11 protein-coding genes and 1 pseudogene are annotated in these 13,488 nt (G+C 73.0%); 4 read left to right on the forward strand and 8 right to left on the reverse strand.

Annotated elements, in window-relative coordinates:
* A pseudogene (locus VFW79_RS12510) lies at positions 1-491 on the reverse strand (hypothetical protein); the annotation flags it as partial.
* 69 nt (positions 492-560) lie between these two features.
* On the opposite strand from VFW79_RS12510, the gene VFW79_RS12515 reads away from it, so the two are divergent.
* From VFW79_RS12515 to VFW79_RS12525, 3 genes are read left to right on the forward strand one after another with little or no spacing between them, the layout of a single operon-like run.
* Positions 561-803, forward strand: coding sequence for an SDR family oxidoreductase (locus tag VFW79_RS12515; protein ID WP_414647960.1), 243 nt, complete (start codon positions 561-563; stop codon positions 801-803).
* 52 nt (positions 804-855) lie between these two features.
* Positions 856-1,341 carry a DUF2510 domain-containing protein gene (locus VFW79_RS12520; protein ID WP_329677621.1) on the forward strand — a complete coding sequence of 162 codons (486 nt, stop codon included), beginning with the start codon at positions 856-858 and terminating at the stop codon, positions 1,339-1,341.
* A gap of 55 nt (positions 1,342-1,396) precedes the next feature.
* The gene (locus VFW79_RS12525) at positions 1,397-2,848 is read left to right on the forward strand and encodes an MFS transporter (protein ID WP_329677622.1); all 1,452 of its coding nucleotides are present in this window, start codon (positions 1,397-1,399) and stop codon (positions 2,846-2,848) included.
* A gap of 8 nt (positions 2,849-2,856) precedes the next feature.
* On the opposite strand, the gene VFW79_RS12530 is transcribed toward VFW79_RS12525, so the two are convergent.
* The 4 genes from VFW79_RS12530 to VFW79_RS12545 all read right to left on the reverse strand — a co-directional run bounded on the left by VFW79_RS12530 (position 2,857) and on the right by VFW79_RS12545 (position 7,811).
* On the reverse strand, positions 2,857-3,852 hold the full coding sequence (locus VFW79_RS12530) for a GmrSD restriction endonuclease domain-containing protein (RefSeq protein ID WP_329677623.1): 996 nt from the start codon (positions 3,850-3,852) through the stop codon (positions 2,857-2,859).
* Positions 3,853-4,017: 165 nt separating this feature from the next.
* Positions 4,018-4,395, reverse strand: a complete 378-nt coding sequence (locus tag VFW79_RS12535) for a cupredoxin domain-containing protein (protein WP_329677624.1) — start codon at positions 4,393-4,395, stop codon at positions 4,018-4,020.
* Between the two features lie 48 nt (positions 4,396-4,443).
* Positions 4,444-7,008 carry an ABC transporter permease gene (locus VFW79_RS12540; RefSeq protein ID WP_329677625.1) on the reverse strand — a complete coding sequence of 855 codons (2,565 nt, stop codon included), beginning with the start codon at positions 7,006-7,008 and terminating at the stop codon, positions 4,444-4,446.
* Positions 7,008-7,811, reverse strand: a complete 804-nt coding sequence (locus VFW79_RS12545) for an ABC transporter ATP-binding protein (protein ID WP_329677626.1) — start codon at positions 7,809-7,811, stop codon at positions 7,008-7,010. The genes VFW79_RS12540 and VFW79_RS12545 overlap by 1 nt, the downstream gene beginning before the upstream one ends.
* A 215-nt stretch (positions 7,812-8,026) precedes the next feature.
* Here VFW79_RS12545 and VFW79_RS12550 point away from each other — a divergent pair, with 215 nt between their 5' ends.
* Complete coding sequence (locus tag VFW79_RS12550; RefSeq protein WP_329677627.1) at positions 8,027-8,440, forward strand: hypothetical protein; 414 nt, start codon at positions 8,027-8,029, stop codon at positions 8,438-8,440.
* 35 nt (positions 8,441-8,475) lie between these two features.
* Here the strand turns inward: VFW79_RS12550 and VFW79_RS12555 are convergent, their stop codons facing one another.
* The 3 genes from VFW79_RS12555 to VFW79_RS12565 form a co-directional block, all read right to left on the reverse strand.
* Complete coding sequence (locus VFW79_RS12555) at positions 8,476-11,655, reverse strand: SMC family ATPase (RefSeq protein WP_329677628.1); 3,180 nt, start codon at positions 11,653-11,655, stop codon at positions 8,476-8,478.
* On the reverse strand, positions 11,655-12,869 hold the full coding sequence (locus VFW79_RS12560) for an exonuclease SbcCD subunit D (RefSeq protein WP_329677629.1): 1,215 nt from the start codon (positions 12,867-12,869) through the stop codon (positions 11,655-11,657). The genes VFW79_RS12555 and VFW79_RS12560 overlap by 1 nt, the downstream gene beginning before the upstream one ends.
* A gap of 188 nt (positions 12,870-13,057) precedes the next feature.
* Entirely contained in the window at positions 13,058-13,342 is a 285-nt protein-coding gene (locus VFW79_RS12565; RefSeq protein ID WP_329677630.1) for a hypothetical protein, read from the reverse strand.
* Positions 13,343-13,488: the final 146 nt, after the last annotated feature.

Here is a 13,488-nt window from a genome sequence, read left to right on the forward strand (position 1 = left end):
TCGAGCGAGCACGCGGCCGGCATGGCCTCGGCATAGGTGCGCGCGCTGCGACCGCTCGTGCGGGCCAGGTCGAACACCGACGGGCCCTGGATCGGATGGGCCGCCGGCGGCGAGTCATCCGTGACGCCGAAGGTCGATCCGGCGGCGAGGTCCAGGTAGTTCGGCAGCGACGGATGCGTGGTCGCGCTGTAGAGCGACGTGCGCCCGTACGTCGTGGCGAGCTTCATCAGCTTCGGCATGCCGGCCGTGACAGCGGCGACGCCGTGGTTCTCCAGGACGATCGTGAGCACCTTGGTGATGCCGGTCGGCGTGGGCAAGGCGCGGGCTGTGGTCGAGGCGGTGACCGAGGCGCTCGGCGGACCCGACGAGGGGACGGAAGTCAGGTTGCCGTTCTCCGCGGTCGGGCTGCACGCGGCGAGCACCGTCACCATGACGGCGAGCGACAGCACCAACCGCCACGGCGCATGTCCCGGGTTTCGGCCGATGATCACGCCCGATCGTCGCACGCGACGGAAGCGGCCTACGTTGGTCGAGCAGGGAGAGCGCCGAGAGAGGGGGGCATGCGCTACCAGATCCCCGCGATGCTCGCGGCGGGCGCCGGGTGCGCGATCGTCAACATGACGCCGCTGCTCACCGCCAACCTGACCGACGACATCCTCGAGGTCCTCAAGACCAAGCACTCGCTCGGACGGCTCGGGCGCCCGGAGGAGGTCGCGCACCTCGTGTGTTTCCTCCTGTCGGACGAGGCGTCGTTCATCACGGGCAGCTACCACCTGGTCGACGGCGGGTACACCGCGGTCTGATGGTTGCCATCGGCAGTTCAAGCCCGGATGCTGGGCTGCCGATGGCACTCCCATGACTTCTGGCTGGTACGACGACGGCGTGACGCCGGGCGTGGAGCGGTGGTTCGACGGGACCGAGTGGTCCGAGCACACGCGCCCGGTCTGGGTGGCGCCTGTACCGGTCGCACAGGCGTCCCCCTACGGCCAGCCGTACCCCGGTCCTGGTGCCGGGGGTGGGCAGCAGTGGCCAGGCCAGCAGGGTGGCGCGCCTCAGTGGCCGGCGCAGCACGGGTCGATGGCCACGTCCGGTCCGTCGGACGCCGTGCACTGGATGCTGCCGGTCGGCCGGTCGTGGCAGTCGATCACCGCCGGCTACGTCGGACTGCTCTCGCTGGGCCTCTGGGCGCTCGGTCCGGTGGCGATCTGGCTCGGCATCTGGGCGATCCAGAAGGCGCGCACGGGTGGCCACGGTCGCGGCCGGGCGATCTTCGCGATCGTCACCGGGACGCTCGGGACACTGTTCATGGCGCTGTACCTGGTCATGAGCTCGCGCAGCTGACCCACCCGGTGCTCACGACCTAGCCGCGGCCGAGAGCACCGAGGATGATGCGACGGTGACCCAGCCTCCCGACGGTGCCCTGCCCGGGGTGCCCCCCGCCGGCCGCGGACCGTTCGCTGCCGAGTACCGGGTCGCGACTCTCGGTCTGGTGGCGCTCGTGGCCCTCGGCGCGTTCGAGTCGCTGGCGGTGTCGACCGCGATGCCGAGCGTCGTCGCGGACCTCGGCGGCATCGCGCTGTACGCGACAGCCTTCGCCGGACCCGTCGCGACGAGCGTCATCGGGCTCACCCTGGCCGGGTTCTGGTCCGACCGCCGGGGGCCGGTGATGCCGCTGCTCGTCGGCGTCACCCTGTTCGTCGTCGGGCTCGTCGTCGCGGGACTCGCACCCTCGATGCTCGCCCTCGTGGCCGGGCGCATCGTCCAGGGTGTCGGGACCGGGCTGTACAGCGTCGTCCTGTACGTCATCGTCGCCCGCGTCTACCCCGAGCGGCTCCAGCCCCGCGTGTTCGCGGCGTTCGCGGCGGCCTGGGTCGTCCCCGGCATCGTCGGTCCGTACCTGGCGGGGCTCGTCGTCGAGCACGCCGGCTGGCGGTGGGTGTTCCTCGGGGTGCCGGCGCTCGCGGTCCCGGCCGTCCTGGCGCTGTGGCCCGCGCTCGTCGGGCTGCGCGGTCACGCCGTCGTCGGGAACCCGGAGGCCGCGCCGGCGCGCGCGGGGCGGCGCGGGGTGGGCTTCGCCGTGCTGACCGCGGCCGGTGTGCTGGCGCTCCACCGGGGTGGCCAGTCGCACGGCGCGGTCGAGCTCGGCTGGCTCACGACGGGCGTCGTCGCGACCGCGTTCGCCCTGCCGCGCCTGCTCCCGGTGGGGACGCTGCGGTCGGCGCGGGGACTGCCGAGCGTCGTCGTCCTGCGGGGGCTCCTGAGCGCGGCCTTCTTCGGCGCCGAGGTGTTCCTGCCACTGCTGCTGCAGACCCACCACGGGCTCAGCCCCGCGGGCGCGGGCGCAGTGCTCACGTTCGGTGCGCTCACGTGGTCGACCGGGTCGTGGGCGCGCGGCCGGAGCCTCGTGGGGTGGTCCGACGCCGCGTGGGTGCGGTTCGGTGCGTCGGCGATCGGGGTCGGCGTGGTGCTGGCCGGGCTGCTCGCTCTCGACGGGACGCCCGTCCTGGTCGGGTTCATCGGCTGGGCTGTCGCGGGGCTCGGGATGGGTGCCGCGTTCCCGACCTTGTCCGTGCTCCTGCTGCGGCTGTCGGCGCCGCACGAGCAGGGCGTCAACAGCGCGGCGCTGCAGCTCATGGACGCGGTCGGGGTCGCGATCGCGCTCGCCCTGGTCGGCTCGCTGTTCAACGCCCTGGGTGGCCCGGTGACCTCGCGGTCGTTCGTGGCCGGATTCGCCGTGTCGATCGCCTTGGCCGCGCTCGCCGCGGTGATCGCGCCCCGGACCACCCCGGCGCACCCTCACCTCACGACGACGCGCCCGACTGCTGCCGAGGCGCCGCCCGCCGGGTAGCGGAGGAGTCACTCGCAGGCGATGCCGTCGCCGTCGCGGTCGAGCGCTGTGGCGTACCCCGGTTCGCCGAGGTGGATCGGAGCGGCGCCGGCGGCGCGGACCGCGTCGCAGTTCGCGTAGGTGACCGTGACGAGGGTGTCGACGGCGGGTGCCGGTGCGGCTGCGACGACCACAGGGGTCGACGCCGGCGCGACGGCGAGCACCGAGGACCCGGTCGGCATCGACTCCTCCGGGCACGTCGTGAGCACGCGGACCATCGCGTCCTGCTCGGCCTGCGTGACCCACAGCCCGTACGTGGCCTTCACGCCGACCTGCCGCGCAACATACGCGCACCGGTAGGCGTTGTTGGGCGGTAGCCAGGTCGCCGTGTCGCCCGCGCCCTTCTGCTCGTTGAGCGGACCGTCGACGGCCAGGAGGTTGGCAAGGTCGTTCGCGAACGACGCACGCGTCGCCGCGTCCCACTGCTGGGCGCCCTTCTGCCACGCGTCGGCGAGCGCGACGACGTGGTCGATCTGCACGGCGCTCGACGTCGTCTGCCCACGCGTGAAGGCGATGGTCGTCCCGCTGTACGGGTCGGCGAGAACCCCCGAGAGGACCACGCAGTCGTGCGTCCCGGCCTTGTGCACGACGCCGGTCAGGTCACGTCCCAGGACGTCGTTGCGCTGGTCGCAGCCGTTGCGGTCGGCGTCCATCCACGCCTGGCCGAACTGGGCGCGGGTGTAGCCGGTCAGGGGCGCGCGACCTTTGACGGGCAGGAGCAGCGCGGCCGCGAGGGCGGTCGGGGTGGCGGGCTGAGCCGGGTCCGGTCCGGCGGCGGGCGCCGCAACAGTCTCTGCGGGCTCGGCCGTGGGTGCAGCCGTGGTCGGGGCAGTGACGACCGGCGTCGCGCCGGGTGTGATCGTGCCCGACGGAGTCGCACCACCGACCGGCGAGCTCGCTGCGCGCGACGCCGGGGCGGCCGTCGCATCGGCGGGCTGGCAGGCGGCCGTGAACCCGACGGACACGAGGAGGAGGCCCGCGGCGACGAGCTGCGCGGCGACGCCACGCGCAGACCGCCGCGGAGCCCGGTCTTGGGACAGACCAACGCGGCCTAGCACGGGGGTGTCACCCCTGTGAGATCGGCAGACTCACCCCTCTGCTTGACCGGTGCCCGCCGGGCGAACCCCCGATCAGCCGGTGACGGTCAAGGTCCCGTGCATGGAGGCGTGGAAGTCGCAGGTCAGGTCGTACGTGCCGGCCTTGGCCGGCGCTGTGAAGGTCGCCTGCCCGCCGCCGGGAACGTTCACGTCCACGTCGGTGCCCTTGACCTTGACGGTGTGGGTGGCCGAGTCCTGGTTCTTGACGGTGACCTCGGCGCCCGCGGGGACGGTCAGCTCGGAGAACTTGAACGAGGCGATGGTGATCGTCGGCCCCGCAGCTGCCGTGGACTGTGAGGGCGCCGACGAGACAGACGGCGCCGCCACCGGGTTCGCGCTCGAGCATCCGGCGCTGACCGCGAGGACGATCGCGGCCAGCGCCAGACCGAGCGAACTTCTGTGAACGGTCATGCCTACGACACGTGCGCAGGCACCGCCCGGTTCAGTTGATGCCCCGCCCTACTCGTAGCTGATCGCGTCGAGCACCGGGAGCCGTGCGGCCCGGATCGCGGGCCACACCGCGGCCAGGACGCCCACCACCACGGCAAGCATGAGCATCCACGCGAGGCTCGCCCACGGGATCGCGAGGGTCGTCAGGCCGACGTCGGAGAACACCGTGGGCATGGCTGCCGCGAGGGCGACCCCCACGCCGACCCCGACGACGGTCCCGAACACCGCCGTGAGCACCGACTCGATCACGACCGTCCCCGCGAGCTGCGTCCGCCCGAGCCCGACCGCGCGCAGCAGCCCGATCTCCCGCGTCCGCTCGATCACCGACAGCGCGAGCGTGTTGACGATGCCGAGGACTGCGATGACGATCGACAGCCCGAGCAGCGCGTAGAGGATCACCAGGACCTGGTCGACCTGCTTCGCGAGGCTCGACGCGAACTCGGCAGAGTCGAGCACCGAGATCACGACGTACGGCTTGACGACCGTGACGATGTCGGACCGCGCCGTGCCGGGGGTCGTGCCCGCGGCATCGGTCACGAGGGCCGTCTTCACGAGCGACTGGTCGGCGGGCACGATCTCGTCGTAGAGCGTCTTCGACACCACCATCGGGGCGTCGACGACCGCGGAGACGAACACCGCACGGACCGTCGCGGTCCGGGTGCCGAGGTCACTCGTCAGGGTGACGTGGTCGCCGACCTTCCAGTCGTGGGCCTTGGCCTCGCTGCGGAGCACCGCGACTCCGTCGGCGCCGACCGACGCCATGGTCCCGTCGATCTCGTCGACCTCGATCGTCGAGCCGAAGGCCGAGAAGTCCATCCCGACGAGCGTCGTCGGGGCGGCCGAGGCGGTCCCCGACACGGCGGTCGTGCCAGGACGGGTGACGACGGCCGAGCCGATGTCGAACGTGTCGACCTTCGCGACCGAGCCGAGGTGACGCAACGCATCGAGCGCGTCGGGCGGGATCGAGCCCGTCGCTGACTGCAGGATGAAGTCGGCGTGCATGTCGGCCGCGACGATCTCGCGGGTCGACGCCTGGGTGGTGGCCGCGAGCACCGACGCCGCGCCCACGAGTGCCATCCCGATCATGAGGGCGCCTGCCGTGCTCGCGGTACGCCGCGGGTTACGGGTCACGTTGCCGCGCGCGAGACGCCCGACAGGTCGGAGCAGCGCCACGAACGGCACCGCGAGCCCCGAGACGATGAACCGGGCGATGACGGGAGCGAGTGTGAGCATGCCCAGCACGACCGCTGCGGCACCGATCCCGAGGAACGTCCCCGCCTGGTCGGCCTGGGGCCGCACGATCGCGACGAGCACCCCGCCGACGCCGAGCGCGACGAGCGCCCAGCCGGCGACGGACCGGATCCGGAGCGAGTGCTCCTGGTCGACGACGTCGTCGCGCATCGCCTCGACGGGCGGGACGAGAGCCGCGCGCCGCGCCGGGACGAGCGCCGCGAGCAGGCTGACCAGCGTCCCGATGCCGATCGAGACGAGGACTGTCGAGGCGTCGAGCGGGATGCTGCCCGACAGGGTCATGCCCATCCGCTCGAAGAGCACGCGGAGCGCCGAGACGAGCCCGAGCCCGCCCGCGACCCCGAGCGCGGAACCGACCACGCCGATCGCGGCGGCCTGGAGCAGGATCGACGCGAACACCTGCGACGGCGACGCCCCGATGGCCCGTAGCAGCGCGAACTCACGCATCCGCTCGCGCACCGACATGGTGAACGTGTTGGCGATGATGAACGCGCCCACGAACAGCGAGATCCCGGCGAAGACCAGCAAGAACGTCGAGATGAACCCGAGGGCCTTCTCGATGGTCGATCGGGTCTCGGCGCGCATCGCGTCACCGGTGACCGCCTCGGCCCTCGCGGGCAGTGCGGCATCGAGGTGCTCGACGAGCTGCGCCTGGGAGACGCCGTCCTTCGCGTACACCGCGAGGTCGACGACGGTGCCGGTCGGCGCGAACGTCGAGATCGCGGTGGCCTCGTCGACCACGACGATCGTGGCGCCGGCCATCGGGCTGCCGAGCGAGATCTCGCCCACGACGTGCACCTGCTTGACCTGGCCGCCGAGCACGATCGTCGTCGTGTCGCCCACGTACAGGCCCGAGTACCGCAGGGTGGCGGACTCGAGCGCGATCTCGGTGGGTGCGGCGGGCAGCCGGCCCTGGAGGACCTGAGCCGTCGGGTCACCGGGGAAGAGGGCCGTCGCGAACGACGGTGCCTGGGTGCTCGTGACCGCGGTGCCGTCGGCCCCGACGAGGACGACCGGACCCTGCACGTCAGGGATGACCCGCTCGACGCCGTCGACGCCTGCGAGGTCCTGCGCGAGCGACAACGGGACCGGGTTGCGGGCCTCCGTCTGGATGTCCGAGGCACCGCGGGCCGAGGCCTCGGATCCGCGCACGTAGGCGTCGCCGACCATCGAGCTGTTGACGATGCCCGTGAAGGTCGACGAGAGCATGGTCCGCAGCGAGAACGTCCCCGCGACGAACGACACCCCGAGGGCGACGGCCAGCAGCGACAGCAGGAAGCGGACGAGGTGCGCGCGGATGCCGCGCAGCGCCACCGTGCCCATCAGTGACCGGCCTCGTGCGCGCCGAGGGCACGCAGCGCGTCGAGCACCGAGGCCTGCGTCGGGTCGGTGAGCTCGCCGACGAGGAGGCCGTCGGCGAGGAACAGCACGCGGTGCGCGAACGACGCGGCGCGCGGGTCGTGCGTGACCATGACGACCGTCTGGTCGAGCTCGTCGACCGAACGCCGCAGGAACCCGAGCACCTCACCGGCCGACATCGAGTCCAGGTTGCCGGTGGGCTCGTCCGCGAACACCACGGCGGGCCGGGACACCAGCGCCCGGGCGCACGCCACGCGTTGCTGCTGACCGCCCGAGAGCTCGCTCGGCCGGTGCCGGAGCCGGTCCCCGAGGCCGACCGCCGCGACGACCTCGTCGAGGTACGCGCGGTCGACGGGCAGGCGGGCGATGTCGAGCGGGAGCGTGATGTTCTCCAGCGCGGTCAGGGTCGGCACGAGGTTGTAGGCCTGGAAGATGAAGCCGAGGCGCGTGCGGCGCAGCTTCGTCAGGTGGCGCTCGTTCATCGCGCTGACCTCGGCGCCGTCGACCACGACGGACCCGGACGTGGCCCGGTCGAGGCCGGCCATGCAGTGCATCAGGGTCGACTTGCCCGAGCCGGACGGGCCCATGATCGCCGTCAGCTCGCCGCGGGCGAAGTCCACGTCGATCCCGGCGAGCGCGTGCACGGCGGTGTCGCCGGCGCCGTAGGTCTTGCGCAGGGCACGCGCGTACGCGATGGGCGCGGCGCGACCCTCCGACGGTGGCGCCACGGTGGCGGTGGTGGTCGCTGTGCTGCTCGGCGGGTTCATGCGTTCGCATCCGATCGTCTCAGTGGGGTGTGGGGCCGCGACCATCGTGGTCCTCCGCCGAACGGTCGGGCGATCGGTTATGTCCCTGGTCGCACCCTGAGATGCACAGGGTCCGCTCAGGGTTCTCACCGGGTCTCCCCCCAGCCCGAAGACCCCTGGCATGCCGCGAGATCCCGGCCTAGCCTGGTGTCAAGCACGGATGAAGGTCGTCGACGATGACGTGGCTGCTCCTGGTCATGCTGGTCGGACCGGGCCTCCTGTTCGCCCTGGTCACGGCCCTCTTTGCTGCGCCCGACGACGCGCCGCGCTGGCGGGTCGCCGCCGCCAGGCTCCTCGAGCGGATGGCGCGGCGCCTGCGGCGCGAGCACACCTACGTGCCCGACCCGTTCGCCGCTCTGCGCGTGCAGACCCGCCTGGGTGCCGTCGCGCACCACGTCCAGGAGCTCGAGTACGAGCCGCACCAGTTCGCGCTCGCCGAGCGGCTCATCGCCTCGCAGCTCGCGTACGACCAGCTGCTCGCCGAGGCGTGCGCGCTCGCTGGGGTCGAGGTCCTGCCTCGCGCCAAGGGCGACCCGCAGGAGCGGTTCCGCGAGGAGGTCGAGCTCGCGTCGCGCGGCTGGTCGTGGTGATCGCGACGCCGCACCCCGGCTGATGGACGCCGCGCCTACGCGCGCACGCTGAGCGCGCTCGACCCGTCCGCGAGCCGGCGCACCTCGACGCGCTCCGCGATCGATGCCTTGAGCGCCTCGACGTGCGACACGACCCCGACGACCCGTCCCCCGGCGCGCAGCCGCCCGAGCTCCGCGAGGACCGTGTCGAGCGTGTGCGGGTCGAGCGACCCGAAGCCCTCGTCCACGAAGAGGGTCCCGAGGTCGATGCCGCCGGCCTCGGCGGTCACGACGTCGGCCATGCCGAGCGCGAGGCACAGCGACACGTAGAACGTCTCGCCCCCTGAGAGCGTGCGCGGGTCCCGTTCGGCGCCGGTCGCGTGGTCGACGACGCGCATCGACAGACCCGTCTTGCGCGTGCGCACGTCCTCGCGCTCCTCGCTGCGCACGAGCTCGTAGCGGCCGTCGGACATGAGCACGAGGCGGTCGTTCGCGGCGGCGACGACGTCCTCGAACCGGCGAACGAGCACATACGTCGCGAGCGTCAGCGCACGCGAGTTGTCGCTCCCCGCGGCGGACGCCAGGTTGGCCATCCGGAGGACCGGTGCCGAGTCGGCGACGGCCGTCAGCAGCGTGCGGGCCGCGGCCTCGACCTGGTGGAGCGCGTTGGCCGACGACGTCGCACGGTCGACCGCCCGGCCCGCGGCACCGCCCGCGTCTGCCGCGGCCACCCGCGCGGCGTCGAGCTCCTCGCGTGCGGCGGCCAGCACGACGTCGAGACCCGAGGAGTCGAAGGGCTCGTCGGACAGTGCAGCGATCTCGGGCTCGGCCAACCCCGACCGGACCCGCGCTGTCGCCGCGTCGTACGCGCGGACCTGGTCATCGAGTGCGGCGAGGCCGGCAGCAGTCAGCAGGGCAGCCCGTGCCGCGCCGGCGTCGGCGAACCCGTGCTCGGTCAACGCGGCAGCGAGCTCGGCCGCCCGGCCCGCCCGGTTCTCCGCGGCGTTGTCCAGGATCGCGAGCGCGTCGAGCACAGCGCTCGCCGCAGCAGCCCGCAGCTGCAGCGCGGACCGGCGGGCCGAGACGGTCGGGTGAGCGTCGCGTGCGTCGACGATCTCGCGCTCGTCGTGCCGGAGGGCCAGCTCGAGCGCCGCGATGCGGCTCTCCTCGGACGCGCACAGCTGCTCGAGCTCGAGCCGGGTCGCGCGCGCGAGCTCGGTCTCCTCGTCGTGGATGCGCAGCGACGTGATCGCGGTCTCGCGGTCTGCCTCGCCGTCGGCGGCCATCGACACGAGGACGCGGGCCTCGGTGACGTGGGTCTCGGCCTCGGAGAGCGTGAGCCCGCCGGCGGTGGCTCTCGCCCCCTCGACGCGTTCGGTGAGTGCGGCCACCCGGGACGACCGCTCACCGAGCACCCGCTCGGCCTCGGACCGTGCCTGCTCGGCCCGCTCCACGTCCTGGGCACTCGTGTGGCCCGCGGCGAGCGCGGCCTTGGCGGGGTGCTCGGTCCCGCCGCACACGGGGCACGGCTCACCGTCGTGGAGCGTGCCCGCGAGCTCGCCCGCGAGGCCGGTGATCCGCGCGTTGCGGACATGAGACTCGTGCTCGACGGCGGCTCGCGCGACGCGGGCAGCGCGGTCCCGCGCAGCAACGGCGTCCGCGAGCTCGGCCTCGGCTGCGGCGGCGGCACGGGCTGCGGCGAGCACTGCCTCGGCGACCTCGAGCTGCGTGCGCCGTGCGGGTAGCTGCGCGACCACCTCGGTGGCGGTCTGGAGCTCGACGACGATCTCGCGGCGCTGTGCGGGTCGCACCTCGAGCTCGGCGGCGAGCCGCAGCGCCTCGGCCCGTGACGTCGCGAGCGACCCCCGCAGGTCTTCCAGGTGACGGCTGCGGGCGGGCAGCTCGGACTCGAGGTCGACGAGTCGGGCCAGGGTTGCCGCCAGCGCGGCGGCGCGTTCGCGCTCGGCGGTCAGGAGCGCCGTCAGCTCGGCCGTCGCGTAGCCGTGGACCTCGGGGCCGTCCGGCGTCGGGTGCGGGTGCAGGCCCACGAGGCCGAGGGCGCGCAGCGGGAGGCTCAGAGCGCGTACCGGGACGAGGTCGCTGGGTGCGGAGTCGAGCGCAGCCCGGGCTGCGGCCTCGGCTGCCATGAGCGACTCCTGGGCGGCCGCATCACCTGTGAGCAGCGGGCGGACCTCGAGCGCGCGGCGCGCGGCGGCACGCCGGTCCGAGGTCGCGGCGATCTCGTCGGCCCGGGCGTCGAGGGCGGCCTGCTCGGCGCGCAGCGCGGCCCGGCGGTCGAGGGCTGTGATCGTCGCGGTCACCTGGTCGAGCGCGGCGCGTGCCGTCTCGAGAGCTGCCTCGGTGGCGGTCCGCGCGGCCGCGGCTCCCGCTGCCTCTGCCTGGAGCCGCTCGCTGTGCGCGCGCGCCAGGGCAACCGTGACCTGCGGGTCTGCGTCGGCGGCCGTTCGCAGGGCGTCGGCCGCCTCGCTGTCGAGTCCCGCCGCCCCCGCGAAGTGCGCGGCGGCCGAGGCCAGCGCGCCCTGGGCCTGCGTGACGGACCGCTGGGCCTCGCGACGCAGGTCGTCGAGGCGGTACTGCAGCCGCTCGTAGACGTCGGTCGCGAAGATCTTCTGCAGCAGGCTCCGCCGGTGCTCGGGGTCGGCCCGCAGGAAGCTTGCGAACTCCCCCTGCGGCAGCACGATGGTCTGGACGAACTGCGCGCGGTCGAGCCCGATGATGCGCTGCAGCTCGGGACCGGCCTCGTCGAGCCGGGTCGACATGATCTCGCCGCCGGGCTCGGCGTCGATCCCGATCGACAAGGTGTCCGCCTCGGTCAGGTCGTCCGCTGCGGGCGGGACGTCCGGCGCGGCACCGGCGAGGCGCCACAGCTTCACCGTCGCCTGCTGGCGCGCGGTCCCCGTCCCGCGCCGCTTGGCGCGCTCGTAGGCGGGGGTGCGCCGGACGCGGTAGACACCCGCACCCGTCTCGAACGTGAGGTCGACGATGCTCTCGACGTCGTCGGCGGCGAACCCGGAGCGCAGCCGGTCCTCGCTCGTCGCGGCCGACGCGACCTTGCCGTACAGCGCGAACACGATCGCGTCGATGAGCGTCGACTTTCCCGCACCCGTGGGGCCCTCGAGCAGGAAGAGCCCGGAGGCTCCGAGCGCCTCGAAGTCGACCGTGTAGCGGCCCGCGAACGGGCCGATCGCCTGGATCGTGAGGCTGCGCAGGTACATCAGGCGCTCCGCTCACCCGCGGTGACCTGCTCGTACGCGCGGCGCAGCACGGCGAGCTCGGCGTCGGTGGGCTCCATGCCCGTCACGTGCACGACGAACTCGGCGGCCACCTGGAGCGGGTCGTTCGCGGAGGTGACGACCGTGGCCCCGACGCGGTCCGACGTGCGCTCGGGCGGCCGGTGCTGGATGACGAGCGCGTGCGCGAACCGCTCCTTGACGCGGCGGTACAGGTCGGCGGGCCGGTGGGCGTCCGTGACGGTGACGCGCAGCCAGTCGTCGAGGTGGGGCTCGCCGGCCGCGCCGAGCAGGTCCTCGAGGGTGCCGGTGACGTCCGCGAGCCGGCGCGGGACCGGCGCCGGGACGAGCTCGGGCTCGACCGTGCCCGACCCCTGGCCCGACCCCAGGTCGAGGAGCACGGTCGACTTGCGATGGTGCTGCTCGGAGAACGAGTAGGCGAGCGGTGAGCCGGAGTAGCGCAGCGCCGACCCGTCGACCCCCCCGACCTGCTGCGGTCCGTGCAGGTGCCCCAGCGCCACGTAGTCGATCCCCGCGAACATCCCGGCGGGCACGTGGTCGACTCCCCCGACCCGGATGTCCCGCTCCGACTCGCTCGGCTCACCGCCGACGACGAACGCGTGCGCCATGACGACGGCGCGCGGGCGCGGGCGGCCGGAGCGTGCGGCGGCATCGACCCGGGTCGCAAGGTCGCGGCGCACCCGCGCCATCGCCGCGCCGACGACGGCCTCGTGCGAGCGCGGCAGCGGCGCGGGAGCTGGGCCGGTGGTGTCGTCGCCGGACAGCTCGCGGCGCACGACGTCCGGGTCCAGGTACGGCAGCGCGTAGACGAGCAGGTCCCCCGCGTCGTCGGGCAGCACGACGGGCTCGGCGAGACCGGCGACGCGCGTGCGCACCTGGATCCGGTCGCGCATGATCGCGGCGCCGAACCCGAGCCGGGCGGCCGAGTCGTGGTTGCCGGGGGTCACGACGACCGTCGCGTGCTCGGCGAGCCGCGCCAGGGTCTCGGACAGCAGGACGACTGCCTCGACGGGAGGGACGGCACGGTCGTACACGTCGCCCGCGACGAGCACCGCGCCGACGCCCTCGGTGCGGGTCAGCTCGACGAGGTGGTCGAGGTAGGCGGCCTGGTGGTCGAGCAGGTCGACGCCGTGCAGGGTGCGGCCTAGGTGCCAGTCCGACGTGTGCAACACCCTCATCCAGGCAACCTACCGTCCAGGCCACGTCGCTCAGAGTCTTGTCCCCACCAGTACGGGTGAGATGGACCCCGACGCCAGTGCGGCCGCTCACAGGTGTTCTCGAGGTGACTGGGAGATCGTCCAGGCGACAACCCCTACGTCGCACGCTCGCCTGACTCCAAGCTGTCGGGAGTCAGGCGAGCGTGTTCTCAGATGGACGACGTGTTCTTCGTTGGCTCGGGGGAGCGTGACCCTGAACTCTTGGCGATCAGGTAGGCGAACACCACACCGAGAAGATAGGTCGCGACGTCAAAGCGCACGGCGCTCACTGGTTCGACGAATCTGACGATACCCACGAACACGAGGACAGAGCCTGCCCCCAGTAGCGAGGCGGGAAGGCGATGGCGGAGTCGCGCCGCCCTACCTCCAGCGAGCCCAAGAGCGACGCCTGCCACGCCGGTGAGGATCGGGATGAAGACCTGGTCGAGAGTCATTCCGTCATCCTAGTTTCAGCACGCATATTTCACGCCAACTAGGTCGCCGATGCCGAGAAGAATCTTCATGCACTTGCCCTCGTTGATCGCCTGCCTCGCCACGCTGTTCAAGGACCAGACGCTGGCAGCGCAGAGGACTCCTGCGA

It is taken from the genome of Cellulomonas sp., assembly GCF_036279715.1.
Classification (GTDB): Bacteria; Actinomycetota; Actinomycetes; order Actinomycetales; family Cellulomonadaceae; genus Cellulomonas_A.

Coding starts and splice junctions, on each gene's coding strand:
- VFW79_RS12515 (WP_414647960.1), top strand. CDS start 561: ATGCGCTACCAGATCCCCGCGATGCTCGCGGCGGGCGCCGGGTGCGCG.
- VFW79_RS12520 (WP_329677621.1), top strand. CDS start 856: ATGACTTCTGGCTGGTACGACGACGGCGTGACGCCGGGCGTGGAGCGG.
- VFW79_RS12535 (WP_329677624.1), bottom strand. CDS start 4,395: ATGACCGTTCACAGAAGTTCGCTCGGTCTGGCGCTGGCCGCGATCGTC.
- VFW79_RS12540 (WP_329677625.1), bottom strand. CDS start 7,008: ATGGGCACGGTGGCGCTGCGCGGCATCCGCGCGCACCTCGTCCGCTTC.
- VFW79_RS12545 (WP_329677626.1), bottom strand. CDS start 7,811: ATGAACCCGCCGAGCAGCACAGCGACCACCACCGCCACCGTGGCGCCA.
- VFW79_RS12550 (WP_329677627.1), top strand. CDS start 8,027: ATGACGTGGCTGCTCCTGGTCATGCTGGTCGGACCGGGCCTCCTGTTC.
- VFW79_RS12555 (WP_329677628.1), bottom strand. CDS start 11,655: ATGTACCTGCGCAGCCTCACGATCCAGGCGATCGGCCCGTTCGCGGGC.
- VFW79_RS12560 (WP_329677629.1), bottom strand. CDS start 12,869: ATGAGGGTGTTGCACACGTCGGACTGGCACCTAGGCCGCACCCTGCAC.
- VFW79_RS12565 (WP_329677630.1), bottom strand. CDS start 13,342: ATGACTCTCGACCAGGTCTTCATCCCGATCCTCACCGGCGTGGCAGGC.